Here is a 26125-nt window from a genome sequence, read left to right on the forward strand (position 1 = left end):
GACCTCCAGGCGCCTCGGGGTAACCGTAGGACCCCCCGTCCCGCTCACACTCCACATCGCGAGGACCGTGCCGAACCCGCCTCCACACACCATTTCGCGTTACTAGGGAGTCGGACCCGCCCCCAAAGGGGGGGACACGCCGTCTTCGTGTCGAGGTCGATTTTTCGGAGGCGCCGATTTTGACAGACGAACGCCCCGCCCGTCGAATAGCGCTCCTCCATCTGATCCGGTCGCTGACAGGAAAGTGGGCTCCGCCTCCGAAAGAGGGTTCGCGACGGGTACATACTCATGGACACCGGAAGCGCCGGTGCATCCAAACGACACAAGACAACTAAGATCATGCTTTCAATCATCGAATTTCAACGAGCCGTCCGCGACGGCGTCTGTCCCACCTGCGCGCAGAAGGCGGCACCCCGCGCCGTCCTCGACTTCTACGGTCGGACTTTCGACTCCGTCCGAGAGGTCGGCGACGCCGCCGAGACGCTCACGCAAGCCATCGGGGAGAACGGGGACTATGGGATCTACGAGGACGAGGTCGACGACCTCATTGACTCGGTCCGCCGCCTCCCTGGGATTCTCCAGGCTGTCCTCCTCCGCCAACTGGGGTGCGAGGCGTTCTGCTACGCGGGCTGATCGGAGCGGGGCTCTTCGCGCCGCGTGGACGTTGCGAGAAGAGCCCCACCGAACGACACACGGACTCCGAGATCCCCGTAGTCCGAGCTACCTTACTACGTGTGGCAGTCGCACTCCCCGCGAGGGGCGCTGTGAACCAAACTGCCCACGTAGTGCCGATCTTTCGACGCCTGAGTCTTCCAGACTGCCGGATCTCGTCCGGCAAATCCCGCTGGAACACCCCGAATCGAGGGTTTTGCCCCGACATCTACTTTGGTAGAGCAACGGACTGAAAATCCGTGTGTCGGCGGTTCAAGTCCGCCCTCGACCACCCCGCTGGGGACCCAGCCGTTCGCGGTTGAAGATCCAGCGGAGCGCGCCCCCGCGCTCGTCGGGTCCCATCCCCGGCGGTAGATTGGGTGCACGGCCTCGGCCCGGTAGTTCAGTTGGTTAGAACGCCTGCCTGTCACGCAGGAGGTCGCGAGTTCAAGTCTCGTCCGGGTCGCCCGAGTCAACGCCCCCGCTTCTCTGGAAGCGGGGGCGTTTTTTTGTGCGGAGCCGCGAGCGTCCACTGGCACGCGCCAGCCGGCCGAACCGGCTAAAACACGCCGCCCTGGCCCCACGAGAGCTTGTCGCGGATCGTCCCGAAGTAGTCGCGGTCCGGGAGCGTGACGAGGCGGACGGCGTGCGCGCCCCGGCGGATCCGCACGACGGCGCCCCCGTCAAGAACGGCCGAGACGCCGTCGCACGCGAACGCGAACGGGTGGTCGCGCGTCTCGACCCGGAGCACGAGCTCGGCGTCGCAGGGGAGGACGATGGGCCGCGCCGTCAGCGTGTGCGGGGCGATCGGGGCCACGACGATCGTCTCGGTGCCCGGCGTCAGGATCGGGCCGCCGACGGAGAGCGCGTACGCCGTCGAGCCCGTCGGCGTCGCCACGACGAGCCCGTCGGCCCAGTACGTGTTGAGCCATTGCCCGTCGACCGTCGCCTCGACCTGGATCATGCTCGTCGTGCCCGATTTGTCGACGACGACGTCGTTGAGCGCCCAGCCCGGCACGCCGGACGTGTCGCCGCCCTCGACGGTCACGTCGAGCGTCATCCGCTCCTCGATGCCCGTCTCGCCCGCCTCGACGGCCCGGAGCGCGTCCTGCACGTCCGCGACCTCGACCTTCGTCAGGAAGCCCAGCCGGCCCACGTTGACGCCCAGGATGGGCACGTCGCCGACGGCGTGCGCGGTGCGCAGGAGCGTGCCGTCGCCGCCGAACGACAGGACCACGTCGGCGCCGTCGGCAAACGCCTCCGTCGCCCGGTCGCCGACGTCGGTGCCCCGCTGGCGCAGGCCGTCGGCGAGGGCGGGGTCGAGGCGGAAGGGGAGGGCGTGGGCGTCGAGCCAGCCGACGAGCGCTGCGAGCGGCTCCCAGAGCCGGTCTTTCGTGGGGTTGCCGGTAATGCCGTAGGTCATGAGCGCGTCGGGGGACGGGCGTACGTCCCGGACCGGGCGGCGTTCTGACGGTCCGCAATCGGCGAGCCCGCTATCCTCCGAGCCCCAGTCCCCAGCCCCATGCACGTCGTCGTCGTCGGAAACGGGATCGCGGGCGTGACGGCGGCGCGGCACGTCCGCAAGGCCGACCCCGACGCCCGGATCACGATGGTGTCCGAAGAATCGCGCGAGCCGTTCGCGCGGACGGCGCTGATGTACATCTACATGGGCGTCCTGACACGCGCCCACACGCACCTCTACGACGAGCGGTTCTGGGCCGAGTCCCGCATCGACCGCGTCCTGGGCACCGCGCGCGCCCTCGACCCCACCCGCCAGCGGCTCGCGCTCGACGACGGCAGTCTCGACTACGACCGACTTCTCGTCGCGACCGGCTCCACGTCCGTCGTCCCTGACTGGCCCGGCGTCACCCTCGACGGCGTGCAGGGCTTGTACCACCTGTCCGATCTCGACCGGCTGGAGGCGTCGTCCAAACACGCGCGCCGCGCGGTCGTCGTCGGGGGCGGGCTGATCGGCGTCGAGCTCGCGGAGATGCTGGCGACGCGCGGCGTGGCCGTCACGTTCCTGGTCCGCGAGCCCCGGTATCTCGCGCCGGCGCTGTCGGAGACCGAGAGCGCGCTCGTCGCCGCCGCCATCCGACAGCACGGGATCGACCTGCGGCTGGGCACGGAGGTCGCGAGCGTGGAGGGCGAGACGCGCGCCGAGGCCGTCGTGACGACCGACGGCGAGCGGATCGGGGCCGACGTGGTCGGCGTCGGGATCGGCGTCCGCCCGAACGTGGGCTGGCTCGACGGGGCGCTGGCGACCGACCGCGGCGTGCTCGTCGACGACGACTTGCGGGCGTCGGCGGAGAATGTGTGGGCCGCCGGCGACTGCGCCCAGCTCCGGACGCCGCCGCCGGGCGTCCGCGCGGTCGAGCCGATCTGGTACACGGCTCGTCTCCAGGGCGCGACGGCCGGGCTGGGCATGGCCGGGCGGCCCCGCGCGTATGCGCCGCCGGTCTTTTTCAACTCGGCCAAGTTTTTCGACCTCGAGTGGCAGCTCTACGGCGACCTCGCGGGCCCCGCCACCGACTGGGAGCGCTCCGACGGCGCGCGCTCGGTTCGCATCCGCCACCGCGACGGCGTCGTGGTCGGGGTGAGCGGGCTGGGCGTCCGGCTCCGCCAGGCCGTCTGCTCGCGGTGGATCGAGGAGCGGTGGCCCCTCGACCGCGCCGTCGCCGACCTGCCCGCCGCCCGCTTCGACGCCGAGTTCACGACCGCGCTGGCGGGCTGACCGGCCCCCGAATCCACTGACCAACCGATCTCCGACTTACTGACTCCCGATGTCCGTTTCCAACCTCCCGCTCTACAACCCCGAGGCCGACCTCGCGCTCCTGGGCAACCCGTCGTTCCGGGCGACGGCCACCGAGCGGGCGGGGCTGGCGCTCGCGGCGCTCGGCGGCGTCGCGTTCGTGGTCGCGCTCGCGAGCGGGATCGGCGCGAGCTACCCCGTGGCGATGGGGCTCGTGGTGCTGGCGGGGCTGGGCGGTGGCGGCGTGCTGTACGCGCTCGGCGGACTGGCGCGGCCGGCGGGCGTGCGCCTGGAGGGCACGATGACCTCGTCGAACCGGGCGCGCGGGGCCATCGGCTGGGCACTTGGGCTGGCGCTCACCGGCCTGTACATCGTCCTGTACTTCTGGCCCGCCGGACTGGCGGGGCTGATCCCCCTGGGGAGCCCGCTGTCGGTCACCCTGCGCGGCGTCCCGGCGACGCTCGACAACGGCGGGCAGTGGTGGCTCTACACGACGCTCTACACACTCGCGGTCGGCGTGATGGGTGTGCGAGCCCTCGTCCGCTACCGCCACAGCCGGTACCACACGATCCGGACGCTGAGCGTCGTCTTTTTCCAGACGATCATCGCCTTCGCGCTCCCAGCCATCTTGGTCCGCCTCCAGCAGCCCGAGCTGTTCCTGCACTACACGTGGCCGCTCGACTACGACCTGTTCTTCCCCTGGAAGATCGCCGAGCTGCGCGCCGAGGGGATGCTGGGCGTCGCGATGGTGGTCTGGGGCGTCGTGATGATCGCGCTCGTGACGCCCGTGCTGACGTTCTACTTCGGCAAGCGGTGGTACTGCTCGTGGGTGTGCGGCTGCGGCGGGCTCGCGGAGACCGCCGGCGACCCGTACCGGCACCTGTCCGACACGTCGGTCGGCGCGTGGCGCGTGGAGCGGTGGATGGTGCACGGCGTGCTCGCGCTGATCGTGGCCGCGACGGCGCTGCTCTGGGTGGCCGCGGCCGTCGACGCGGCCTGGCTCGACGCCGTCGCCGGGACGGTGAGCTGGCTCTACGGGCTCGTCATCGGCGCCGTGTTCGCGGGCGTCGTCGGCGTGGGCTTCTACCCCATCTTCGGGACCCGGATGTGGTGCCGGTTTGGCTGCCCGATGGCGGCGGTCCTGGGCCTCCAGCAGCGGTTTTTCTCGCGCTTCCGGATCACGACGAACGGCGGGCAGTGCATCTCGTGCGGCCAGTGCTCGGCGTACTGCGAGATGGGGATCGACGTCAAGTGGTACGCCCAACGCGGGCAGAACGTGGTCCGCGCAGGCTGCGTCGGCTGCGGCATTTGCGCGACCGTCTGCCCCCGCGGCGTGCTCCGCCTGGAGAACGGGAAGGACGCCGGCGCCAGCCGGGCGGGCGTCGACACCAACAACCTGATCACCGACCTCGACATCCTGGGATAGGGGCAGGCGAGTCGAATCCGGCGGTGTACAGTCGCGCTCGCGGTGGGTCCACGGGCTCCGGGGCTGGGGATGGACGTGACGGGGCGGAAGATCTATGTTCTGCGAACACAGCAGCCGCCGCCATGCGCCTCGCCGTCCCGCTCGCCCTGTTCGCCGCGCTCGTGCTCGCGGCGTACGCCCCGACGCCCGCCCCCCGCGCCCTGGAGACGGCGCCCGCCGACTCGACGGAGTGGGTCAACCTCCAGATCCTGCCCGACTCGCTCACGCGCGACGAGCTCATCGGCCGGATGCGCGGGTTCACGGCCGCCCTCGGCGTCGGGTGCGACCACTGCCACGCGCGGGGCGACGACGGGCTCGACTTCCCGTCGGATGCCAACCCGCACAAGGACGTCGCGCGCGGCATGATGCGCATGACGTGGCAGATCAACCAGGAGATCCTCCCAGCCATCGACGGCCTGCACGGCGAGGGCGACATGCTCGTGACGTGCTACACGTGCCACCGGGGCGCGGCGAGGCCCGAGACGGTGGCGCCCCCGCGCGAGCCCCAGGGGTCCCGCCCGGCGCCCGAGCCGGAGCACAACCATGGCGACGGTTCGCTCCAGAACTAGCCGACCGGCTGGCGAACCGCTCGCGCGCCGCCTCGTCCCATCCGCCCCCACCTCCGTCGGCTCATGTCCACGAAACCCGCCCCCCGTCCTGTCACCGCCGGCCGCGCCGTCGGCCTGTTCGTCCTCTACACCGTCGTGTTCGCCGTCGGCGGTGGGCTGGCGGCGGGGATCATGGCGTTCGTGTTCGAGGCGGTCAGCGCCGAGGCCTACGACCCAACGGTGTACGGCATCACGTTCGGCGTGACCGGCTTCATCGCGTACCGGCTGGCGCAGCGCGTCGCCGAGGGGTAGCCCAGGGAGCCCTCAAGGCCTGTTTGGCCAAAAAAAGTCGGGGCGCAGAGGTTATGTCTCGTGAGTTCGCGGGTCTAAGTAGGCTCTGCCCCGCGAGCCCATGCTATCCCGCGTCTGGAGCAGCGCCGTCGTCGGCGTCGACGCGCTGCCCATCGAGATCGAAACGCACATCGAGCCCAACATCCCGCGGTGGACTGTCGTGGGCCTGCCCGACGGTGCCGTCCGCGAGAGCCGCGACCGGGTGTGGGCGGCGCTCAAGACGTCCGGCCTGCCCGTCCCGCGCGGCGCCGTCACGGTCAACATGGCGCCGGCGGACGTGCGCAAGGAGGGCTCGGCGTACGACCTGCCGATCGCGCTCGGCCTGCTGGCGGCGACCGGCGATGGGCTCATCCCGCAAGGCGTCCTCGACGAGGTCGTGATCGTGGGGGAGCTGGGGCTCGACGGCGCCGTCCGGCCCGTGCGCGGCGTGCTGCCGATGACCGTCGGCGCGCGCGACGACGGGCGGCGCGCCGTCCTGGTCCCGCCCGAGAACGCGGCCGAGGCGGCGGTTGTGGCGGGGGTCGACGTGTACCCGGTACCGTCGTTGAACGAGGCGTTCGGTCTGCTGGCGGAGCGGGAGGGGAGGGGCACGCCCGAGCCGCCGCGGTCGCTCGTCGGCCACGCGCGCGTCGAGGGCGGGCCGGACCTCTCGGACGTGCGCGGCCAGCAGGGCGTCAAGCGCGCGCTCGAAGTGGCGGCGGCGGGCGGGCACAACGCGTTGATGGTGGGCCCCCCCGGCTCGGGCAAGACGATGCTGGCGCGGCGGCTCCCCACGATCCTGCCCCCGCTGACGGCGGCCGAGGCGCTCGAAACCACCAAGATCCTGAGCGTCGGCGGGCGGCTGGACGGCGCGGGCCGGGGCGGGCTCGTCGCCGAGCGGCCGTTCCGGTCGCCGCACCACACGATCTCGAACGCCGGGCTCGTCGGCGGGGGCCCCAACCCGATGCCGGGCGAGATCTCGCTCGCCCACAACGGCGTGCTGTTCCTCGACGAGCTCCCGGAGTTCGACCGGCCCGTCCTCGAGGTCCTCCGCCAGCCGCTCGAAGAAGGGGAGGTGACGATCGCCCGTGCCCGAGCTACGGTCCGTTATCCTGCCCGCTTCATGCTGATCGCCAGCATGAACCCGTGCCCGTGCGGCCACGCCGGCGACCCGACGCGGCGGTGCGTCTGCGCGGCCGGTCAGGTGCAGCGCTACCTCGCCAAGGTCAGCGGCCCGCTCTTGGACCGGATCGACCTGCACGTCGAGGTCACGCCAGTCCCGTTCGACGCCCTCAGCCGCCGTGCCGACGCCGAGCCCTCGGCGGCCGTGCGGGCCCGCGTGGAGGACGCGCGCGAGCGGCAGGCGGCGCGGTTCACGGGGCAGGAGGGGAGATTCTGCAACGCCCAGATGACGCCGCCCGAGGTCCGCCGGTGGTGCGCGCTCGACGCCGCAGGTCGTGGCTTGCTCAAAGCGGCCCTGACCCGGCTCGGCCTGAGCGCCCGCGCCCACGACCGGATCCTCAAGGTGGCCCGGACGATCGCCGACCTCGCGGGCGACGACCGAGTCGGGGCGGCCCACCTTGCCGAGGCCATCCAGTACCGCTCGCTCGACCGGGCCGCGTGGGGGAGTTAGGAATCTTTGGCTCGGGGGGTAACGGTCGCCGCTCTATGTTGATTCGACCCGCCGCTGAACGTCCCCCGGCACTCCCTCTGGCCCCGTCGACAACTATGCGCCGCTTGCTCGCCCTCGCCCTCGCCCTCTCGCTCGCCGCCGCGGGCGCCGCGCAGACTCCCGACCCCGCCTTCTCCAAGGCGTTCAGCCCGGACGAGATCGGGCCCGGGAGCGCCTCGCTCCTCACCCTCACCATCGACAACTCGGCCTCGGCGACCCCGCTCACGGGGCTGGCGTTCACCGACGCGCTCCCGGGGCCCGTCCAGCTCGCCGACCCCGCGGCCCTCTCGACGTCCTGCGTCGGCGGCTCGCGCGACGGGACGGTGCCGGTCCTCACCGGGGGCCCCGGCGACACGACGTTCTCGCTCTCCGGCGGGTCGGTCCCCGGCGGCGCGACCTGCACCGTGACGGTGTACGTGACGACGGACGTGCCCGGGACCCACACCAACACCACGTCGCCCCTGTCGTGGGTGCGGGACGGGAGCCCCGGCACGAGCCCGGCGGCGACCGACGTCCTCACCGTCTCGACGGACCTCCCCGGCGTCTCCAAGGCGTTCTCCCCGTCCACCGTCGCGATCGGCGGGCGGACCACGCTGACCGTCACGATCGACAACAGCGCCAACGGGTCGGTCGTCCCGAACCTCGACTTTACCGACGCGTTCCCCTCCGGGCTCGAGGTGGCCGACCCGGCCAACGCCTCCACCACGTGTGGCACGGCGACCATCCCCGCAACGCTGACGGCCACGCCGGGCAGCTCGACCGTGACGCTCGACGCGGACGGGACGTTCGCCTTCCCCGCCGTTGCGGCCGAGGCCACGTGCGAGGTCGTCGTCGACCTGACGGCGGTCGGGGGCGGGACCCAGACGAACGTGGTCGAGGTGCTGGCGCAGTTCGAGTCGGCGGGCCTCGCCCTCGCCGAGCTCGAGGTGGTCGCCTCGACGCTCGCCCTCCAGAAGAGCTTCCTCGACGACCCCGTCGCGCCGGGCGGCCAGACGCGGCTCCGGTTCCGGCTCCGCAACCTCGCGCGCGAGGGGGCGGCCACCGACGTCGCCTTCTCCGACGACCTCGATGCCACGCTCAGCGGGCTGACCGCGACGGGCCTGCCCCAGACCAACGTGTGCGGGGCCGGCTCGACGGTCTCTACCTCGGACGGCGGCGCGAGCATCGACCTGACCGGCGGGACGCTCGCCCCGGGCGAGCAGTGCTCGTTCACCGTGCTCCTCGACGTCCCCGCGGGGGCGTCGACGGGCGTCTATGAGAACGTCACGAGCGGCGTGACCGGCACCATCGACGGGTCGCCGGCGGCGGGCGTGGAGGCCCGCGACGACCTCTTCGTGGCGGCCGTCCCGACATTCTCCAAAGAGTTCACCGATGACCCCGTGGTCCCCGGCGGCACGGTCACGCTCGAGTTCACGATCGGCAACTCCAGCCCGACCTCGACGGCGACCGACATCGCGTTCGACGACGAGCTGACGACGTTCCTGCCGTTCCCGCTCTCCGTGGACCTTCCCCCGTCGCCGGACCCGCCGTGCGGCGCGGGCTCGTCGCTCGCGATCGTCTCCGCGGGGACCAACCGGCAGGCGCTGCGGCTCGCCGGCGGCGAGCTGGCGGGCGGCGAGAGCTGCACGTTCTCGGTCGGAATCAACATCCCCGACGACCTCCCGGGCGGGACGTACACCAACACGACTGAGCCCATCACGGCGACGATTGACGGCGGGGCCGTCACCGGCGGCCGGGCGAGCGACGAGCTCACGGTGATCTCCGCCCCCGACTTTGCCAAGTCGTTCCGGAACTCGCCGGTCGCCCCGGGCGGGACGGCCCTGGTCCGGTTCCGCCTCGCCCTCGCCGACGAGGCCGCCGGCCCGGCGACGGCGGTCACCTTCTCCGACGACCTGAGCGCCGTCCTCCCGGGCCTGGTGGCCACCAACCTCCCGCTCACCGCGTGCGGCGGGACGGCCGCCACGACCGACGGCGGCGCGACGTTCACGTTCGCCGGCGGCACGCTCGCGCCCGGCGAGGTCTGCACGTTCGACGTCCACGCGTCGGTGCCCGCGGGCACGGCTCCGGGCACGTACACCAACACCACGTCGGACCTCGAGGCGACTGTCGAGGGGTTCGCCGTCACGACGCCCGCCGCCGAGGCCGAGCTGGTCGTCGTCGCCGTGTCGTTCACCAAGGAGTTTGTCGACGACCCGATCCCCCCGACGGGCACGGCGACGCTCCGGTTTACCGTCGTCAACGACGGGTCCGTGGACATCAGCGCCTTCACCTTCCAGGACGACCTCACCGCGATGCTCGCGGGCGCCGTCGCCACCGACACGCCGGTGAGCGCGTGCGGCGGGACGCTCACGGGCACGTCCACGCTCTCGTTCTTTGGCGGGCCGGTCGCCGCGGGCACCTCGTGCTCGATCGACGTCACCGTCGACATCCCCGACGGCACGCCCTCGGGCCGGTACCGCAACCGCACCAATCGGCCGACCTTCACCGTCGGCGGCGAGACGTTCTCGCTCCGGCGCGCCACGGACTTCCTCCTGGTCGACGCAGGGGGCCTTCCGCCGGCCTTCTCGAAGGCGTTCGCGCCGGACGACATCCCGGCCGGCGGCACGAGCGTGCTGACCTTCACCATCGACAACGGCGACAACGTCGTCGCGGCCACCGGCCTCGACTTTACCGACGTGTTCCCCTCGGGCCTCACCCTCGCCTCCCCGGCGAGCGCGTCCACGACGTGCTCTGGCGGGACGCTGACGGCGCCCGACGGCGGCACCACGGTGAGCTACACCGGCGGGTCCGTCGCGGCGGGCGAGGCCTGTACGGTCACCGTCTCCGTCACCGCCGCCGCACTTGGGTCGTACGACAACGTCTCCGGCGACCTCACGTCGTCGCGCGGCAACAGCGGCCCGGCGGAGGCTACGCTCACCGTCAGTGACGACCCGATCGCCGTCACCAAGACCGATGCCCTCTCCGGCGACGCCGACGGCGACGACCGAGCCGACATCGGGGACACCATCGCGTACACCGTGGTCATCACCAACAACGACCCCCGGGAGGCCCCGGCCATCACCTTCGACGACACGCCCGACGCCCAGACGTCGATCGTGACGGGCTCGGTGGCGACCGATACGGGCACCGTGACCTCGGGCAACGGCCCCGGCGACACCGCCGTCGCGGTCGACGTCGGGGTCCTCCCCTCGGGCGCCTCGGCGACCATCACCTTCGAGGTCCTCGCCGACGCGGTCGACTCGGCGCTCGTCTGCAACCAGGGGACGGCCACCAACTCGGAGGGGGCCACGCCCACTGACGACCCGGACACGCCCGTCTCGAACGACGCGACGTGCACGGACGCCGACCCCAACCAGCCGCCCGTCGCGGACGCCGGGCCGGACCAGACGGCCGAGTGCGTGGGCCCCGACGGCGCCGTCGTCCAGCTCGACGGCTCGGGCTCGTCCGACCCCAACGGCGACGCGCTCACGTACACGTGGACCGGCCCGTTCTCTGAGGGTGGCGGGACCGTCACGGGTGTCTCACCCCTGGTCACGCTCCCGGTCGGCGTCCACACCATCACGCTCACCGTCGAGGACCCCTCAGGGGCCACCTCGACGGACACCGTCGAGATCACCGTCGAGGACACGACGGCGCCGGTCGTCACCGTCGGCGCGGCGCCGCTCGAGCTGTGGCCCCCGAACCACGAGTACGTGACGGTCTACCTCGCCGATCTCGGCGTGACGGTCGCCGACGCGTGCGACACCAGCGCCTCCGCCGCCGACGTGGTGATCGCCCAGGCCACCAGCGACGAGCCCGAGAACGGGGCGGGCGACGGCAACACGCTCGACGACATCGTGATCGCCCCGACGTGCGACAGCGTCGACGTCCGCCGCGAGCGGCAGGGGAGCGGCAACGGCCGCGTCTACGAACTGACGCTCGCCGTCGCCGACGGCGCGGGGAACGTGGGGACGGCGACCTACGACGTGGCCGTGCCCAAGAGCCGCAACCGCGCGGCCGTCAAGGACGCTCCGCAGTACACCGTCGCGGGGTGCGCGCCGCCGCCCCCGTTCGCGGACGGCTCGGACACGTCGGACGGCCCGGTCACCGCCGCCCCGATCTTCGGGGCATCGACGGCGGCCGTCCCGGACGAGCTCGCGCTCGGGGCCGTGTTCCCGAACCCGCTCGGCCGCTCGGCGACGGTCGCCTACGACGTGCCTGAGGCCGGGACCGTCCGGGTCGCCGTCTACGACGCGCTCGGCCGCGAGGTCGCCGTGCTCGTCGACGGGGCCGTCGCGGCCGGGGCCCACCGGGCCACGCTCGACGCCGCGGCGCTCCCCTCGGGGACGTACCTCGTGCGGATGACGACGCCCGGCGGGTTCGACGCGAGCCGCCCCATCACCGTCCTGCGCTAGCGGACCGCCCGGCCGGGGACGTCTCCGGCCGGGCTTGGGCGCGACGCCGTCGGGCGCCCCGACGTGGCACCGGTGATCGCCCCGCTACCGTCCCTGCCCTGGACGTCGCCGACCGGCGGTCGGCCTCCCCCCGGAGCGAGAGGGGCATCCGGGAGCCTGGGCCCGCACGCTGGACGGTGAGGCGCGGGGGGCTCGCCCCGACTCCGCTGGCCCCCAGCCTACTCCGCGCTGGGCGCCCGGCCCTCCGTGGCGATGGAGACGCGCATGTCCAGCGACGCGGCGGCCGAGGCCACCGTCGCGAGCCCGCCGACGGACGCGCTGCTGTCGGCGTAGACTGCTAGCGAGCGGCGCCCCTCGCGGACGGCCTCGATGGCCGCCGTCAGGCTGTCCGCCGTCACCTGGCGCTCTTCGACGAAGAACGAGCCGTACCGGTCGATGGTGACGGCCACGTGGACCTGCTCCATCGGCGCCGCCGAGGCCACGTCGGGCAGGGCCACGCGGATCGCGTTCTGCGTCACGAACGACGACGTGAGCAGGAAGAAGATGAGCAGCAGGAGGACGATGTCCGTCAGCGACGCCAGGCTGAACGCCGTGAGCGCCTTGCGGCCGGTCCCGAAGTCGAAGGAGGCCATGCTAGCGGCGGTCGGCGGGCGTCTGAAGGAAGTCGATAAAGTCCGACGACGCGCGCTCGAGCCCGTTCACGAGCCGGGCGATCCGGCTGATCAGCAGGTTGTAGGCGAACAGCGCCAGCAGGCCGACGGCGAGCCCGGCGGCCGTCGTGACGAGCGCCTCCCAGATGCCGCCCGCCAGTTGCGACGGGTTGGCGAGCCCTTCGTAGCGCTGGATCTGGCGGAACGCGCCGATCATGCCGGTGACCGTCCCCAGGAAGCCCAACATCGGGGCGATGGCGGCGACCGACGCCAGCAGGTCCATCCGCTTCTCGAGGTCGAACGCCTCGCGGCGGCCCGCCTCGTGGACGGCCCCCTGGATCTCGTCGATGGGCCGGCCCAGCCGCTCCAGCCCGCGCTGCAAGATGCGGGAGGCGGGCGTGTCGCGGTCGCGGCAGTACGCGACGGCACCCGGGATGTCGCCGGAGCCCACGAAGTCGGCCACGTTGCGCGAGAGGGCCTCGGGGTCGCCGGCGGCGCGGCGGAGGGCGCGGATGCGCTCCCAGATGATGGCCACCATCAGGATCGACAGGAGCACGATGGGGTACATCGACCAGCCGCCCAGGAACAGGAGGTCGAGGCCGCCCTGGAGCTTTTCCGTGAACGTCGGGTCGGCCTCGACAGGCTGGAGGGCGGGCGCGGCGGCGGCCGCCGTGTCGGCAAGGGTTTGGAGGAGGGGCATTTAGAGCGTGCGGAGGTCGAGGAGCCAGGTGTCGGCCGGGGCCTGGGGGCCGATCCGGTCGCGCAGGCGAAGGGCTTGGTCGCGGGACGAGAACTGGCCGATCACGACCCGGTACATGGACCGGCCGCCGACGTCGGCAGTCAGGACGGAGGTGCGGTAGCCGGCGCGGCGCCAGCGGACGGCCAGCCGCTCGGCCTCGGCGAGCGCGGGCGTCGACAAGACCACGAACGAGTAGCCGCCCGCGCGCGGGGCGATCTCGTCGGGGCCCGAGAGGGCGTTGACGTCGCGGACGTCGAGCCCGGCCAGCCGGGGCGGGAGCATCGCGAGGCCCGCCGCCGGCGCGCGGCCGAGGGCGGGCTGGATGGATGCGTCCCCGTCGTCGTCGGCGCGCGGCGCCGGGCGGGAGGGGGCGGGCTGCGGGCGTGGCGAGGCCGTCTCCGCTGGCGGGGCGGGCTCGGCGACCTCCGCCGTGCCACCGGGCCGAGACTCGTCGGAGCGGGCGGCCCCGTCGGGAGTCGGCGAGGGCGGGAGGCCGGCCCCGACAAGCGAGTCGGCGGGGTCGGGGTCCTCCGGCACGGCGAACGCGGGCGCCGTCGAGGCATCGGTGCTCGACGCGCCCCCCGCCGACGCCGTGTACGTCTGTCCTGGCGCGGGGCGATCGACGAGTGTGGCGATCTGATCCCAGAACGCGACGGCGGCGACGGCCGCGAGCACGAGCAGCACTAGGAGCGCCCAGGGCCAGACTCGACGCGTCGCCGGCTCCGGCGCCCGATCCGGGTCGGCGAGGGGGGCGGCCGTCGGAGGCCCCGAGCCCACCGGGGGCCCGACCGTCTCGATCGGGACGGGCGGCGCGGCGGCGGGCTCGCCCGGAGCGCGCGGCGTGGCCGGCGCGTCGTCGAGGGAGCCGACGACCTCGGCGGGCGGGGCCGGCGGCTCGGGCGAGCCGTCCGGCGCGGTCACGGGCTGCCCGAACGTGTGCGTAAAGGCATCGATGCCGGGCGCCAGGTCCTCCGGCTCGTCGAGCCCGGGCACGACGACGTCGAAGTCGGCGTCCTCGATGGGGAGCTCCGTCCCCAGGTCTGCAGCGGCGCCGGTAACGGCGGGGGCTGCCCACGTGTCGTCGCCCCAGTCCTCGTCCGCTTCGGTCGGCGTCGGCGGGAGCACCTCGGGCAACGGCGGGGCCTCGGGCCCCCCGAATGGGACTGCGAGGGGCGTCTCGGTCGGGTCGCCGTCGGGGCCGTCTGGCGCCGGCGCCTCGGCACGGTCGAGGTCGGTTGCAGCGTGGGGCCCGTCGGCCGACGGGGGCGCGCTGAGCGGGGCCGCCCGTGGATCGTCGGACGCCGAGGGGGGCTCCGTCGGCTGGTCTGGCACGGGCGGGCCTGTCGCAACCGGGCCGTCGGCCGGCTCGGCGTCGGGCAGGGGGGCGTCGACGCCGTCGGCGTCGGTCTCGAACGCCGCGTCGAGTGGCGACGCCGCAGGGGGGGCGGTCGATTCCGAGGCCGCCGGGGCCGTCGGCTCTCGGTCGGGGGCTTCGGTCGGGGCGGGCTCCTGGGCGGGCCTGGCAACCGAGGGGGGGGCGGGGCGCATCGCGGCGGGCCCCGGGGCCGCCGTCGGCGTCGCGACGGGCGTGAGCCCCTCGTAGCGTCGGTTCACCGCCGCTAGCAGGTCCGCCTCGACGCCGAGCACCACGCCGCCGCTCGTCCGGCGGAGCAGGCCGACGCCGACCAGGCGCACCTCGCCCGTCGCCGAGAGCACCGCCTCGATCTGGTCCATCGCCTGGGCGTACGCGGCGTCGGCGCGGTCGGCGGGGATGCCGCTGAAGGCGGCGAACGGCTGGGCCAGCGAGTCGGCGCCGGCGTCGGCGGGGCCGAGCCCGATGGTCTCGCCGGGGGGGAGCAGCACGCGCGTGCCGTCCGGCCGCTCCTCGACGCGCGACGGGACGTGCTGGCGGACGAGCGTGCCCAGGCCAGGCAGGGGCGCGGGGCGGCCCGCCAGCAGGCGTTCGCGGAGAGCGGCGGCGACGGCGTCGAGTGGGGTCACGGCAGCGGGGGAGGGACGCGGGAAGGTAGCGGGATCATCGCTGGAGCCGCAGGCCGAGCAGGAACGTCCGGGGCCGGTGGTCGAGGGCCGGCCAGACCTGGGCCTCGCCCGCCAGCCGCTCCGCCCGGGCGACGACCGCGAGCGGGCCGAGCACGGCGTAGCTGGCCTCGGCGCTGACGAGCGCGAAGGCGGGCGCGTCGGAGGTCGCCGAGCGGTCCGTCGGGCGGGCGCCCTCGACGTGGGCCGCCGCCCCGAGCCGGCCGCGGCCGTTCGCGAACGGCACCTGCACGCCGGCCGTCGCCACGAGCGGCGACCAGTACGGGATGTCACCGCCGTCGTCGGTGCGCCCGGCCCGCACGGCCAGGCTGGCCGTCGCCGACACGCCGCTCTCCGCCACGAGCGCGATGTCCGCACCGAGCCCGAACGCCGACACGTCGAGGTAGACCTCTCGGATGTCGACCGCGCTGGTCGTCGTGAAGGGGCCCGAGGACTCGAACGCGAGGAAGGTCGGCGCGCGCAGGGCGAGCGCGTACACGCGCGCCCGCGACCGGCCGAACGCCGTCGCCAGCCCGGCGCGGGCGTCGACGGGCACGAGGTCGGGGGCGACGATCGGGCCGAGCGCGACGTAAGGGTTTTGCGCCGTGAGGTCGGCGAGTGACCGCGGCGTCACGTGGGGGTCGTTGGTCGCGAACAGCGACACCGTCGGGCCGAGGGGGACCGCGAGGTCGACGATGGGGCCGATGCTGGTGGCCGCGCCGTCGCCGGCCGTCGCGGCGGCATCGTAACCGAGCACGCGCGCGCCGATCTGGACCCTCGTGCCGTCCTCGCGCCCGAACGAGACGGCCAGCCCGGCCGCGCCGTAGCGGAGATCGCTCCCGACGGACCCCGCCCCCGCGACGCCGCCGGCGGCGTCGGCCGCGAGCCACCCGCGCGCGATCCGGGCCGCCGCGTCGACGCGGGTCTCGGTCGACTCGGGCTGATTGGAGGTCGCCAGCTTGCCGGACTCGAAGCCGAGCGTGGCGCGGTACGCCGTCGCTCCCAGCCCTTCGATCCCGGCCTGGGCGCCCACCAGCTGCCGCGTCCGCTCGCCGTCCAGCACGGGGTACGTCTCGCGCTCGAAGGCGCCCTCGATCCCGATCCGGCCCGGGCCGAACGACTGCCCCCCGGCGCGGAGCGCGATCGTCTCGAACCCGACGGCGTCCCCGATCACGTCCGGGTTGCTCCCGTCGTCGTCGTAGTCGGCGTCGACGAAGAACTCGCCGCCGGCCCCGCTCGCGGCGAGGTCGATCCGGCCGTACATCGTGGACTCGGTGCCGGCGCCGGCCTCGGCGCGCAAGCGGTTGACGACGAGGTCGGAGGGAGCGGGCGGGAGGGGCGGGGCGAGCGCGAGAGAGGGGAGCGCGTCGGGGTCCGGCGCGAACGGGAGCGTGTTGGGCTGGCGGTCGGCGGCCACCTGGAAGCGGCGTGGGAGCGGGCCGAAGCCGGAGAGCGGCTGGCGCTCGACCTGGGGCAGCGTCACGGCGACGGTCCCCCGGCTCTCGAAGACGGCCGGGGTCAGGCTCGGCAGCTGGGACCGGTCGACCGGCTGGGCGAGCGCGACCGGAGCGGCGAGGAGCGCAAGCAGGGCGGGGCGGAGGGCGCGCATGGCTTAGCGGGGCTGGCCGTCGGACGAGCCGCGGGGGGTGTCGGCCGGGGAAGGCGCGAGGTCGGGGCGGTCGCGCAGGGCGGCCTGGGCGGCGGGCGAGTCGGGGTACGTCTGGATCAGTCGGCGGAGGGCGGCGTCGGCCTCGTCGGCCCGGCCGAGGTCCTGGAGCGCGAGGGCCTCGAGGGCGAGCCCGTCGGCGGCGCGGCCGGGGTCGGCGGCGGCAAGCGGGCGGGCGGCCTCGAGGGCGCCCGCCGCATCGCCGCTCGCGAGCAGCGCCTCGGCGAGGCGGAGCCGGGCCTCGGCGGCGAGCGGGCCGTCGCCGTCGCGCGCGAGCATCCGGCGCAGCGCGCGGACCGCGTCCGAGAGCCGGCCCGTCGAGGTGTAGGCGCCGGACAGCGCCAGTAGCGCCTCGCTCTCCAGCGACGTCGACAGCGGGCCCGCGAGCGCTTCTTCGAGGTAGACCACGGCGACGGAGTCCTGCCCGGCGGACAGGGCGTAGCGGGCCCGAGCGTAGCGGAGTCGGGCGCGCCCATCGAGCCCGGCGAGGGAGCCGTCGATCTCGCGGAAGACGCGGTCGATCTCGTCGCCCCGGCCCTGGGCGTCGAGGGCGTCGGCCAGGCCGGAGAAGGCGTCGTCGGTGAGGGGGCTGGCGGGGTACCGCTCGTAGACGCGGCGGTAGGCCGCCTCCGCGAGCTGCGGGCGGCCCGTGTTGAGGAGCACGTCGCCGATGCCGAGGAGCGCCGCCGCGCCCTGGTCGGGGCGCTCGTTGAGCACGCGCTCGTACGCGGCGACGGCCAGGCTGTCGTCGCCGCGCGCCGAGTACAGGTCGCCGCGCGCGAGCAGGGCCTGGGCGTAGCGTTCGGAGCGCGGGTACTCGGTCAGAAGGCGGGCGTAGGTCTGGAGCGCGTCGTCGGTGCGGCCCTCGCGGCCAAACGCCTGGGCGGTCTGGAAGAGCGCGTAGTCGCCGCCGCTGCGCTCGGGCGTGGCGGCGGCCACGCGGCCGTAGACCTGTCGCGCCTCGGCGTAGCGGCCGAGCACGGTGTACAGGTCGCCGAGTCGCAGGAGCGCGTCGGCGTAGTAGGGGACGAGCTCGCCGGAGCGCGAGTAGGCCGAGAGGAACCGCTCGAAGGCGTCGGCGGCGGCGCGCGTCTGGCCCCGCTGGTACAGCGTCCACGCGATGACGTAGCGGGCGGCGTCGGCGCGGGGGTGGCCGGGGGACTCGCGGATCAGCCGTTCGAGGATCGCCTGGGCGCGGACAAAGTCGCGGGCCTGGAAGGCGGCCTCGCCGGCCCAGAACAGCGCCTCGCCTGCGCGCGGCCCCCCGCCGTCGGCGACGGCGACGAGGGCGGGCACGGCGCGTTCGAAGCGGCCCTCGCGGAACTCGGCGTAGGCGTCCTGGAAGGCGACCTCGGCGCGCGTCTCGGCGGTCGCGGTGCCGAGCGACTCGGCCAGCTGGAAGGCCTCGCGCGCGCGGCGCGTGTCGCCGGCGGCGGCGTACGCCTCGCCCAGCATCCGCGCGGCCTCGCCGGCGTACGGCCCGCGCGGGCTCTGCTCGATGAGTGCCGACAGCGCCTGGGCGGCCTCGGCATACAGGCGCCGCTCGTAGCGGAGCACGCCGAGTTCGAGGAGCGCGGCCTCGGCGTACGCGCCGTCCGGGCGGCGCTGCGCCGTCGCCTGGAGCGCGGCCTCCGCGTCGCCGAGCTGGCCGAGCCGGCGGAGCGCGAGGGCCCGGTAGTACCGGGCCTCGTGGGCGACGGCGTCGTCGGTGTCGCCGGAGCCTGCGCTGGCGATGGCCAGGAGGTCGGCGGCGGCGGCCCAGTCGCCTGCGTCGGAGGCGATGCGGCCCCGGCCGAGCGCGGCGCGGTCCGCGTAGCGGCCGTCCGGAGAGACGGCCGCGAGCGCGGCGTCGGCCGGGGCGCGCTGGCCGAGGAGGAGGCGGGCCTCGCCCTCGATCAGGGCGGCTCGGTCGGCGGCGTCGCCGGTGAGCGCGGGGCGGCGGCTGGCGGCCTCCTCGGTGGCGTCCGCGTAGCGGGCGGTGCGGAACAAGGCGTCGGCGAGCGCCAGCCCGGCGGCCGCGTCCTCCTGCGCGTCGGGGTAGCGCGCCCGGAGCCGGCCGAGCGCGTCGGCGGCGGCGGGCCAGTCGCGGGCGTCCGTCGCGAGCGCGCCGATCGCGTAGAGCGCCTTGGGCGCCCACGGCGTGTCGTCGACGGCGCCGCGCTCAAACGTGGCGGCGGCGGCGGCCGGTCGGGTCTGGCGGGTGTAGACCAGGCCGAGGAGGTAGTGGGCCTCGGCACGTGAGACGGCCGGGCCCTGCGTCGCGGCCGACAGCAAGGCGTCCTCGGCGAGCGCATCGTCGCCCGACGCCACGTAGTAGCGGCCGAGCGCGAGCCGGGCGCGGGGGGCGAGCGGGCTCGTGGGGTAGCGCGCGGCGAACGTGTTGAAGAGCGCCGCCGCCGCGCGGTCGTCGCGCGTCGCGAGCGCGGCCTCGGCCTGGCGGAAGAGCGCCTCGGGCGCGCGGACGTCTCGGGGGTGCCGCTCTAGAAAGTCGGCGAAGGCGCGCTCGGCGGCGCCGTAGTGGCCGCCGTCGAACAGGACGCGCGCCGCCTCGAAGTCGTGGGCGGGGCGCTCGGGCCGGGCCTCGGCGCGGGCGCCGGGGGTCTGGGCCGCCAGCGGGGCGGCGAGCGAGAGGCACGCGAGCAGCGCGCCGAGGCGCGGCAAAGACCGGACGAGCATTGGGGGGACGGGATCCGGCGGAGACGGGAAGCTACGGGCCGAACGCGCTGCGCCCTAGTGCCCGCGTCCGAAGGCGAGGCGCGGGCGCGGGGCGCGGACGCACGGAGTCCCCACACGATTCCAGAAACAAAGGGGGGGCGCCGGATCGTATCCGCCCCTCCAGATCCCGCCAATCCCCTCCCCTCATGGCCGACGACTCCAAGAAGCCCGCCCCCGACACCGACCTCGCGCCGGGCGTCCCCGACCCGAACCCGACCGTCCCCGACGCCTCGACGGAGCCCGCCGCCCAGGCCGTCGCCGAAACCGCCGCGACCGTCGCGCCGCCGCCCTCGCTCGACGAGATGCCCGACGACTACGCCACCGACGACCCCGTCGCCACGGCCAAGGCCTGGATCGACGCCAACCCCGGGATGGCCGTGCTCGCCGCCGCGGGCGTCGGCCTGCTCGCGGGCCGCCTGCTGACCTCGCTGTTCCCGTCGCCCCAGCCGCCGTCGCTGTCGGACCGCGTCGAGAAGCGCGCCCGCCAGCTCTCGAAGAGCGCCAAAAAGCAGAGCAAGGCGCTCCGCTCGGACGCCCGGGGCTACGTCGGCGACTCCGGCGACGCCCTCCAGGACAGCCTGCACCGCGCCGCCGAGGCGCTCCGCGAGGCGGCCTCGACCGCCGGCGACGTGGCCGGCGACGGCTACGAGCGGACGAAGGACTTTGCCGAGACCATGGCCGACGCCGCCAAGGTGGCCATCACCGGCGTCATGGCGACCAAGATCGATGACTGGGTCAAGAAGGTCCGCGACTAGTGCGCGGCGCTAGCTTGCCTGCGGCCGGGGCGTCTCCGCGTGAGGTGCCCCGGCCGTCGTTTTGTCCGCCCCCCGCGTCAGTCATGAGCATCCTCGTCGTCGGAACCGTCGCCTTCGACACGGTCGAGACCCCGTTCGGCCGCGCCGAGCGGATCCTGGGCGGGTCCGCCACCTACGCCGCGCTCGCGGCGCGCATCGTCGGGGCCCCGGTCCAGCTCAACGCTGTCGTGGGGAGGGACTTCCCCGAGGCGCACGTCGAGGCGTTCACCTCGCGCGGCGTCGACATCGAGGGGCTCGTGCGCGACCCCGACGGCGAGACGTTCTTCTGGGCCGGCCGCTACCACTACGACCTCGGCACGCGTGAGACGCTCGCGACGCACCTCAACGTGCTGGCGACGTTCGAGCCCGACCTGCCGGCGGCGTACCGCTCGCCCGCCGTCGTCTGCCTGGGCAACCTCGACCCGACCGTGCAGGGCTCTGTCATCGACCAGGCCGGCGCGGGTGCGCTCGTCGTCGCCGACACGATGAACTTCTGGATCGACAACACGCCGGACGCGCTCGCGGAGACGCTGCGCCGGGTCGACGTGCTTGTCGTCAACGACGAGGAGGCGCGCCAGCTGGCGGACGAGTCGAACCTGGTCCGCGCCGCGCGCAAGATCCGGTCGCTTGGGCCCGAGACGCTGATCGTCAAAAAGGGCGAGCACGGCGCGCTGCTGTTCTGCGGCGACGACGTGTTCTCGGCTCCGGCCTACCCGTTGGAGGACGTCGTCGACCCGACGGGCGCGGGCGACACGTTCCTGGGCGGCCTGTGTGGCCACATCGCGCGTGCCGGCGCCTCGGACCCGGAGACCATGCGGCAGGCCGTCGTCGTCGGGAGCGCGCTCGCCAGCTTCGCCGTCGAAGCCTTCGGCCCCGAGCGGATGCTGGGCGTCACGCCCAACGACCTTAGCGCCCGCATCGAGTCGTTCCGCCGCCTGTCGGCCGTGCCCCACATCGTGACGGTGGACTGACCGCCCGGGACACGCCGCCGCCGCGGGTGTGGGGGGGGCGCTAGCCCGCCTGCTTCGAGTAGCGCGAGAACAGGGCGGCCTGCGCCTCGAAGACCCACTGGTTCATGATCGTCTCTTCGGAGACGCTCACCCGGGTGCTGATCCGACGGGCCTCCCCGCGACCCCACTGGGCGATCTCTTCGAGGGTGAGGACCCCCTCCAGATAGAGGAGGCGCTGCATGTCATCGTCGATCGTCGAAATGACGGTCAGGTCTTCGGCCCCATCGGGGATCGGGGCGGCCTCGGGCGCGGCGCCCTCTGCGAGGCCGGCCTCGGCCGGCTCCGGGGCGACGTCGGCGGCCGGCTCGGGAGCGGCGTCCGCCAGCGGCGTGGCGTCCACATCCGTCGTCGGGACGGCGTCGGGTTCGGAGGGGGCGGCCAGGGCGTCGAGGTCGATCAGGCCGGTCTCGGGGGCTGCGGTCGGCTCAGGGGTCGGCTCCGGCGGCGTCTCGGCCGTCGGGAATACGAAGTCGTCCATAGAGGCGGTCTGCGGCACGGCGTCGGGGCCATGCGGGCGGCCCGGGCGGGCGACCCAGGCCCCCTCGGGCGAGGAGGGCTGCAAGGCCTGCCCGTGCGGCTCGCTGGCGGGCGCGTCGGCCACGGGAGTGACCGCCGGCGCCTCGACCGGCGTCACGGCCTCGGGCGTCCACTTGTCGAACGCGTCGCCCGCCGGGGCACTGTCGCCGCCGATGTGCAAGGACGCCGCTGCAAACGCGTCGTCCGCCGGGGCCGGGCTGGGGGAGGCGACGCGAACGTCGTGGACCGAGGGGGCGGGTGGCGCCGGGCTCATCGCCAGGACGTCCTCGAAGGAGGCCTCTTCGAATGGCGTCTCCTCGAAGGACGACTCCTCGAAGGACGACTCCTCGAAGGACGACTCCTCGAACGGAGCTTGCTCGACGCTCGACGGGTCATCAGGGGCGCCCTCGGGGTCCGGGGCCTCGAACGAGAGCGCGGCAAAGGGGTCAGCGTCGGGAGCGGCGGGCTCGGTCTCGAAGCTCGGCTCCTCGAAGCTCGGCTCCTCGAAGCTCGGCTCCTCGAAGCTCGGCTCCTCGAAGCTCGGCTCCTCGAAGGCTGGTCCCTCCGGGGCGGAGGCCGGCTCCGCTTCGGGCCGGTCGACGCTGGCGTCCTCGAAGGCCGGCTCCGCGAATGTCTCCTCGGAGAACGAGAGGTCCGGCTCGGCCGGCGGCGCAGTGGGCGGCTCGGCCGGCGGCGCATCGAACGGGGTGTCGGGGGCCGACGAGAGGGGAGAAGGCGCAAAGGTGGTCTCCTCGATCATCGGGGCGCTCGCGGTCTCGCGCGGGGGCTCCGGAGCGGCCGGAAGCGCCGGCCGGGCGGCGGCGGGGAGCGCGCCGCCGCGGGCGATGGCCCCGAGTTGCTGGCGGATCTCGTCGAGTTCGGCGTCGCGGCGCTGGACCTCGTGGCGGAGCTCGCTGCGGAGCCCGTCGACCTGGGTGCGCTGGCCGTCGACCGACTGGCGGACGCTGTCGAGCTTCTGGGCCATGAGCTGGCGCTGGGTCTCGCCCTGGACGCGCTGCTCGGCCATGGCCCGCTCGATCTGCTCGCCGATGGCGCGGACCTCCTCGGCCACGGCCACCGGGGCGCTTTGCGAGGCGATGTGGGCGCGCACAGGCGCCGCCGCTTCCCGGGCGCGAGCGCGGAGGTAGGCGAACACCGCCAGCCCGACCGTCAGGGCGGGGATGGTGATGAGGGCGATCCAGAGGAGAGGCGACATGGGATTAGTCGGTAGCGGGCGGCTCGGCGACGAGCGTCAGAGCGTGGGGGCCGACGCCGGTGCCGACAGTGAGTCGGCCGGCGGCGACGGCGTCCTCGAAGAGGCGCTCCAGAAGCGCCCCGCGTGCGGTGGCGAGGGCGGGGTCGGGGGCGGTGACGGCGACCCGGAAAGCATCCGGGTTCCACTCGAACCGCGACGCCATGCGGTAGACGTACGACCGCAAGGTCGGTTCGAGCACGGCGCCGCGGCGGCCGAACCCGTGCTGCATGGCGTCGAGCAGGCGCGAGAGCTCGACGTCGAGCGGCTCCTCGCTGGCGGCTTCCAGACGCGTGATCAACTCGACGGGGATCGGGGTGGGCTCGGCCGAGAAGGTGGCCGGCGCGCGCTCGGGCGCCGGCGCCGCCGCCGTCTCGGCGACGGGCGGGGCGGCGACGGCCTCCGTCGCCTGGGGCTGGAGCGCGAGCGCCAGGGCGATCGCCAGCACGCCGCACAGCAGGGACAGCCCGCCGAGAAGCACGATGCCCCAACTGGGCATCGGCGGCGCGCCCACACCGGCGACACCCGGGGGCACGTCGGCGGGAGCCTCGGGCGCGGGCCCGGGGGGGAGGGGGAAGCCGTGGTCGGCCCCGTCGCCGTCGAGCGCCTCGACGTGGAACGGGCGCTCCGGCGGGGCGGGCGCGTCGGGCGCCGCGTCCCGCGTGGGCGAGAACGGAATGCGGTCGAGTAGATCGGTAATCGGCACGGTATGGAGGGGGGCGTCCGGGAACGACCGCGTGTCACGAGAGCCGATTGCAAGGGCCGTGCCGCGGCGCCGGTCGCCGGCCCCTCCGGGCGGGGCGCCCGGTATCTTGGGCCGTCGCTCCCCACCGCCGTGCGCGTCCGCACCGTCGCCCTGCTGGCCCCCGCCGCTCTCGCGCTGGCGTACGCGCTCGCCGCGTGCGGCGGGCCCGAGCCCGTCGCGGCCGCGGACGCCGGCTGGACGTACGTCGGCGACGGGGCCTGCCAGCAGTGCCACGCCGACCTTGCCGCGTCGTTCGCGCGGACCGGCATGGGCCGCTCGCTCAGCCGCTTCGACCCGGCCACCGCCCCCGAGCGCTTCGGTCCGGACGGCGCCGGCCCCGTCGTCTGCTCCGACGACGGGTGGTGCTACCAGCCGTTCGTCCGCGGCGACACCTTGTTCCAGCGCGAGACCCGGCCCGACACGCCCGGTTACGCGCGCGTCGAGGCCGCCGACTACGTGGTCGGGTCGGGCAACGCCACGCGCTCGTACCTGATGGCCGCCGGCGGGGCGCCCGGCGCCGACGCCCACGGCGCCTACCTCACCGAGATGCCGCTGACGTGGTACGTCGAGCGCGCGCTCTGGGACCTCAGCCCCGGCTACGACGCGCGCAGCCTGCGCTTCGACCGCCCGATCACGCTCGACTGCCTGACCTGCCACGACGCGCGGCCGGGCCACGAGCCGAGCCAGAACTTCTTTACCGACGTGCCGCTCGGCATCTCGTGCGAGCGGTGCCACGGGCCCGGCTCGGCCCACGTCGCCGCCTTCGAGGCGGGCGGCGCGCCGTCGGACTCGCGCATCGTCAACCCCGCGTCGCTGAGCACCGACCTCCAGCTCGACGTCTGCCAGCAGTGCCACCTCACCGGCGAGACGGTCTACGCCCCGGGCCACGACGCGACGACGTACCGCCCGGGCCGGCCGCTCGCGGCGCACCGCGCGGTCTTCGTCTCACAAGCCTCGCTCGACGATCCGGTCCAGTTCGGGATCGCCAGCCACGCCGAGCGCATGATGCGCAGCGCGTGCTTTGTCGAGAGCGCGGGCACGGGCCGCGAAATGACGTGCACGACCTGCCACGACCCCCACACGCCGACGGCCGAGCTCCCCGCCGACCACTTTAACGCGACGTGCGCGAGCTGCCACGGCCCGTCGGCCCACCTCGACGCCTGCTCGCGGCCCGAGGCGACGACCGTCGAACTGGCGACCGCGGGCGACTGCGTGAGCTGCCACATGCGCACGGCGGGCACGTCGGACATCCCGCACGTCTCCTTTACCGACCACTGGATCCGCCGCGACCCGCCGCCCTCGCGAGCCGCGACGTCCACCCAGACCGACGTGCGGGGCCCGACCCCGTTCACGCTCGTCGACCTCGCGGGCGACCGCCGGTCCGGGCCCGAGGCCGAGGCCGACCTCGCGGTCGCCACGTTCGCGCTCTACGAGACGGTCCACCCGCTCCCGGCCTACCTCCCGCGCATCACGCGGCTGGCGCGAGCGGCGCTGGCGGCGGGCGTCGAGCGGACCGACGTGCGCGTCGCGCTGGGCCGGGCGCTCGCCGAGCGCGACTCGCTGGCGGCGGCGCGCGAGGTGCTGGCGCAAGCGGCCGCGCGCGACCCCGCCTCGGCGTCGGCGGCGCTGTGGCTGGGCGTCGTCGAGAGCCGGCGCGGGCGGCACCTCGAGGCGGCCGAGGCGCTGCGCGACGCGGTCCGGCTGGCGCCGCGGCTGACCGAGGCCCGCGTCCGGCTGGGGACGGCGCTGCTCGACGCGGGGCGCGCGCGCGATGCGGCCGGGGTGCTCGCCGAGGCGGTCGCCCAGGACCCGCTCCGCCACGCCGACGCCTGGAACGCGCTCGGGCTGGCGCACCTCGGGCTCGGGGCCACCGCCGACGCCGTGTCGGCGCTGCGCCGGGCCGTCGCGCTCGACCCCCGCCTCGCGGTCGCCCGCGCCAACCTCGGCGCGGCGCTGTTGGCGGCCGGCGACCCCGGGGCCGCGCGCGCCCAACTGGAGGCGGCGTTGCGCATCGACCCCGACGAGCGTTCGGCGCTGGGCAACCTGGGCGTCGCCCTCGGCCGACTGGGCCAGACCGCGGAGGCCCGCGAGGCGCTCGAACGACTCCTTCGCCTCGACCCGACCGACGCCCGCGCCCGCGCCGCGCTCGCTGCGCTGCCCCGCTGAGGTTGACGGCGGATTCGGCAGGG

At 74.6% G+C, this 26125-nt stretch carries 18 protein-coding genes and 2 tRNA genes; 12 read left to right on the forward strand and 8 right to left on the reverse strand.

Annotated elements, in window-relative coordinates:
* The first annotated feature begins 339 nt into the window (after positions 1 to 339).
* The 3 genes from ACLIRP_RS03970 to ACLIRP_RS03980 all read left to right on the forward strand — a co-directional run bounded on the left by ACLIRP_RS03970 (position 340) and on the right by ACLIRP_RS03980 (position 1117).
* Positions 340 to 633, forward strand: a complete 294-nt coding sequence (locus ACLIRP_RS03970; RefSeq protein ID WP_412062664.1) for a hypothetical protein — start codon at positions 340 to 342, stop codon at positions 631 to 633.
* A gap of 227 nt (positions 634 to 860) precedes the next feature.
* Positions 861 to 943, forward strand: a tRNA-Phe gene (locus ACLIRP_RS03975).
* Positions 944 to 1043: 100 nt separating this feature from the next.
* Positions 1044 to 1117: transfer RNA gene (locus tag ACLIRP_RS03980), tRNA-Asp, on the forward strand.
* A 93-nt stretch (positions 1118 to 1210) separates the two neighbouring features.
* Here ACLIRP_RS03980 and ACLIRP_RS03985 read toward each other — a convergent pair.
* Positions 1211 to 2074 carry an NAD(+)/NADH kinase gene (locus ACLIRP_RS03985; RefSeq protein WP_412062665.1) on the reverse strand — a complete coding sequence of 288 codons (864 nt, stop codon included), beginning with the start codon at positions 2072 to 2074 and terminating at the stop codon, positions 1211 to 1213.
* A 99-nt stretch (positions 2075 to 2173) separates the two neighbouring features.
* On the opposite strand from ACLIRP_RS03985, the gene ACLIRP_RS03990 reads away from it, so the two are divergent.
* From ACLIRP_RS03990 to ACLIRP_RS04015, 6 genes are all read left to right on the forward strand, one after another.
* Positions 2174 to 3385 carry an NAD(P)/FAD-dependent oxidoreductase gene (locus ACLIRP_RS03990; RefSeq protein WP_412062666.1) on the forward strand — a complete coding sequence of 404 codons (1212 nt, stop codon included), beginning with the start codon at positions 2174 to 2176 and terminating at the stop codon, positions 3383 to 3385.
* 49 nt (positions 3386 to 3434) lie between these two features.
* Complete coding sequence (locus tag ACLIRP_RS03995; protein WP_412062667.1) at positions 3435 to 4829, forward strand: 4Fe-4S binding protein; 1395 nt, start codon at positions 3435 to 3437, stop codon at positions 4827 to 4829.
* A 122-nt stretch (positions 4830 to 4951) separates the two neighbouring features.
* Complete coding sequence (locus tag ACLIRP_RS04000; protein ID WP_412062668.1) at positions 4952 to 5437, forward strand: c-type cytochrome; 486 nt, start codon at positions 4952 to 4954, stop codon at positions 5435 to 5437.
* Positions 5438 to 5500: 63 nt separating this feature from the next.
* Complete coding sequence (locus tag ACLIRP_RS04005; protein ID WP_412062669.1) at positions 5501 to 5728, forward strand: hypothetical protein; 228 nt, start codon at positions 5501 to 5503, stop codon at positions 5726 to 5728.
* 100 nt (positions 5729 to 5828) lie between these two features.
* A complete protein-coding gene (locus ACLIRP_RS04010; protein ID WP_412062670.1) occupies positions 5829 to 7379 on the forward strand; it encodes a YifB family Mg chelatase-like AAA ATPase in 1551 nt (516 codons plus the stop codon).
* Between the two features lie 95 nt (positions 7380 to 7474).
* Positions 7475 to 11812: a PKD domain-containing protein gene (locus tag ACLIRP_RS04015; protein WP_412062671.1), complete on the forward strand. Its 4338-nt coding sequence runs from the start codon at positions 7475 to 7477 to the stop codon at positions 11810 to 11812.
* Positions 11813 to 12030: 218 nt separating this feature from the next.
* On the opposite strand, the gene ACLIRP_RS04020 is transcribed toward ACLIRP_RS04015, so the two are convergent.
* Genes ACLIRP_RS04020 through ACLIRP_RS04040 form a run of 5 tightly spaced genes read right to left on the reverse strand, consistent with a single transcriptional unit; the run spans position 12031 to position 19580 of the window.
* Positions 12031 to 12444, reverse strand: coding sequence for an ExbD/TolR family protein (locus ACLIRP_RS04020; RefSeq protein WP_412062672.1), 414 nt, complete (start codon positions 12442 to 12444; stop codon positions 12031 to 12033).
* Position 12445: 1 nt separating this feature from the next.
* The gene (locus ACLIRP_RS04025; RefSeq protein WP_412062673.1) at positions 12446 to 13162 is read right to left on the reverse strand and encodes a MotA/TolQ/ExbB proton channel family protein; all 717 of its coding nucleotides are present in this window, start codon (positions 13160 to 13162) and stop codon (positions 12446 to 12448) included.
* Positions 13163 to 15202, reverse strand: coding sequence for an SPOR domain-containing protein (locus ACLIRP_RS04030; RefSeq protein ID WP_412062674.1), 2040 nt, complete (start codon positions 15200 to 15202; stop codon positions 13163 to 13165).
* A gap of 34 nt (positions 15203 to 15236) precedes the next feature.
* The gene (locus tag ACLIRP_RS04035; RefSeq protein WP_412062675.1) at positions 15237 to 16847 is read right to left on the reverse strand and encodes a hypothetical protein; all 1611 of its coding nucleotides are present in this window, start codon (positions 16845 to 16847) and stop codon (positions 15237 to 15239) included.
* 3 nt (positions 16848 to 16850) lie between these two features.
* Positions 16851 to 19580 carry a tetratricopeptide repeat protein gene (locus tag ACLIRP_RS04040; RefSeq protein WP_412062676.1) on the reverse strand — a complete coding sequence of 910 codons (2730 nt, stop codon included), beginning with the start codon at positions 19578 to 19580 and terminating at the stop codon, positions 16851 to 16853.
* A 185-nt stretch (positions 19581 to 19765) separates the two neighbouring features.
* Between ACLIRP_RS04040 and ACLIRP_RS04045 the strand changes: the two genes are divergently transcribed.
* Together ACLIRP_RS04045 and ACLIRP_RS04050 are read left to right on the forward strand one after the other, a co-directional pair.
* The gene (locus ACLIRP_RS04045) at positions 19766 to 20374 is read left to right on the forward strand and encodes a hypothetical protein (protein WP_412062677.1); all 609 of its coding nucleotides are present in this window, start codon (positions 19766 to 19768) and stop codon (positions 20372 to 20374) included.
* 83 nt (positions 20375 to 20457) lie between these two features.
* Positions 20458 to 21384, forward strand: a complete 927-nt coding sequence (locus ACLIRP_RS04050) for a PfkB family carbohydrate kinase (protein ID WP_412062678.1) — start codon at positions 20458 to 20460, stop codon at positions 21382 to 21384.
* Between the two features lie 1001 nt (positions 21385 to 22385).
* Here ACLIRP_RS04050 and ACLIRP_RS04055 read toward each other — a convergent pair.
* Positions 22386 to 23141 carry a pentapeptide repeat-containing protein gene (locus ACLIRP_RS04055; RefSeq protein WP_412063687.1) on the reverse strand — a complete coding sequence of 252 codons (756 nt, stop codon included), beginning with the start codon at positions 23139 to 23141 and terminating at the stop codon, positions 22386 to 22388.
* Between the two features lie 18 nt (positions 23142 to 23159).
* On the reverse strand, positions 23160 to 23897 hold the full coding sequence (locus ACLIRP_RS04060; RefSeq protein WP_412062679.1) for a hypothetical protein: 738 nt from the start codon (positions 23895 to 23897) through the stop codon (positions 23160 to 23162).
* A 129-nt stretch (positions 23898 to 24026) separates the two neighbouring features.
* Here ACLIRP_RS04060 and ACLIRP_RS04065 point away from each other — a divergent pair, with 129 nt between their 5' ends.
* Positions 24027 to 26102: a tetratricopeptide repeat protein gene (locus ACLIRP_RS04065; protein ID WP_412062680.1), complete on the forward strand. Its 2076-nt coding sequence runs from the start codon at positions 24027 to 24029 to the stop codon at positions 26100 to 26102.
* The last annotated feature ends 23 nt before the right edge of the window (positions 26103 to 26125 follow it).

It is taken from the genome of Rubrivirga halophila, assembly GCF_046845755.1.
Lineage (GTDB): Bacteria > Bacteroidota > Rhodothermia > Rhodothermales > Rubricoccaceae > Rubrivirga.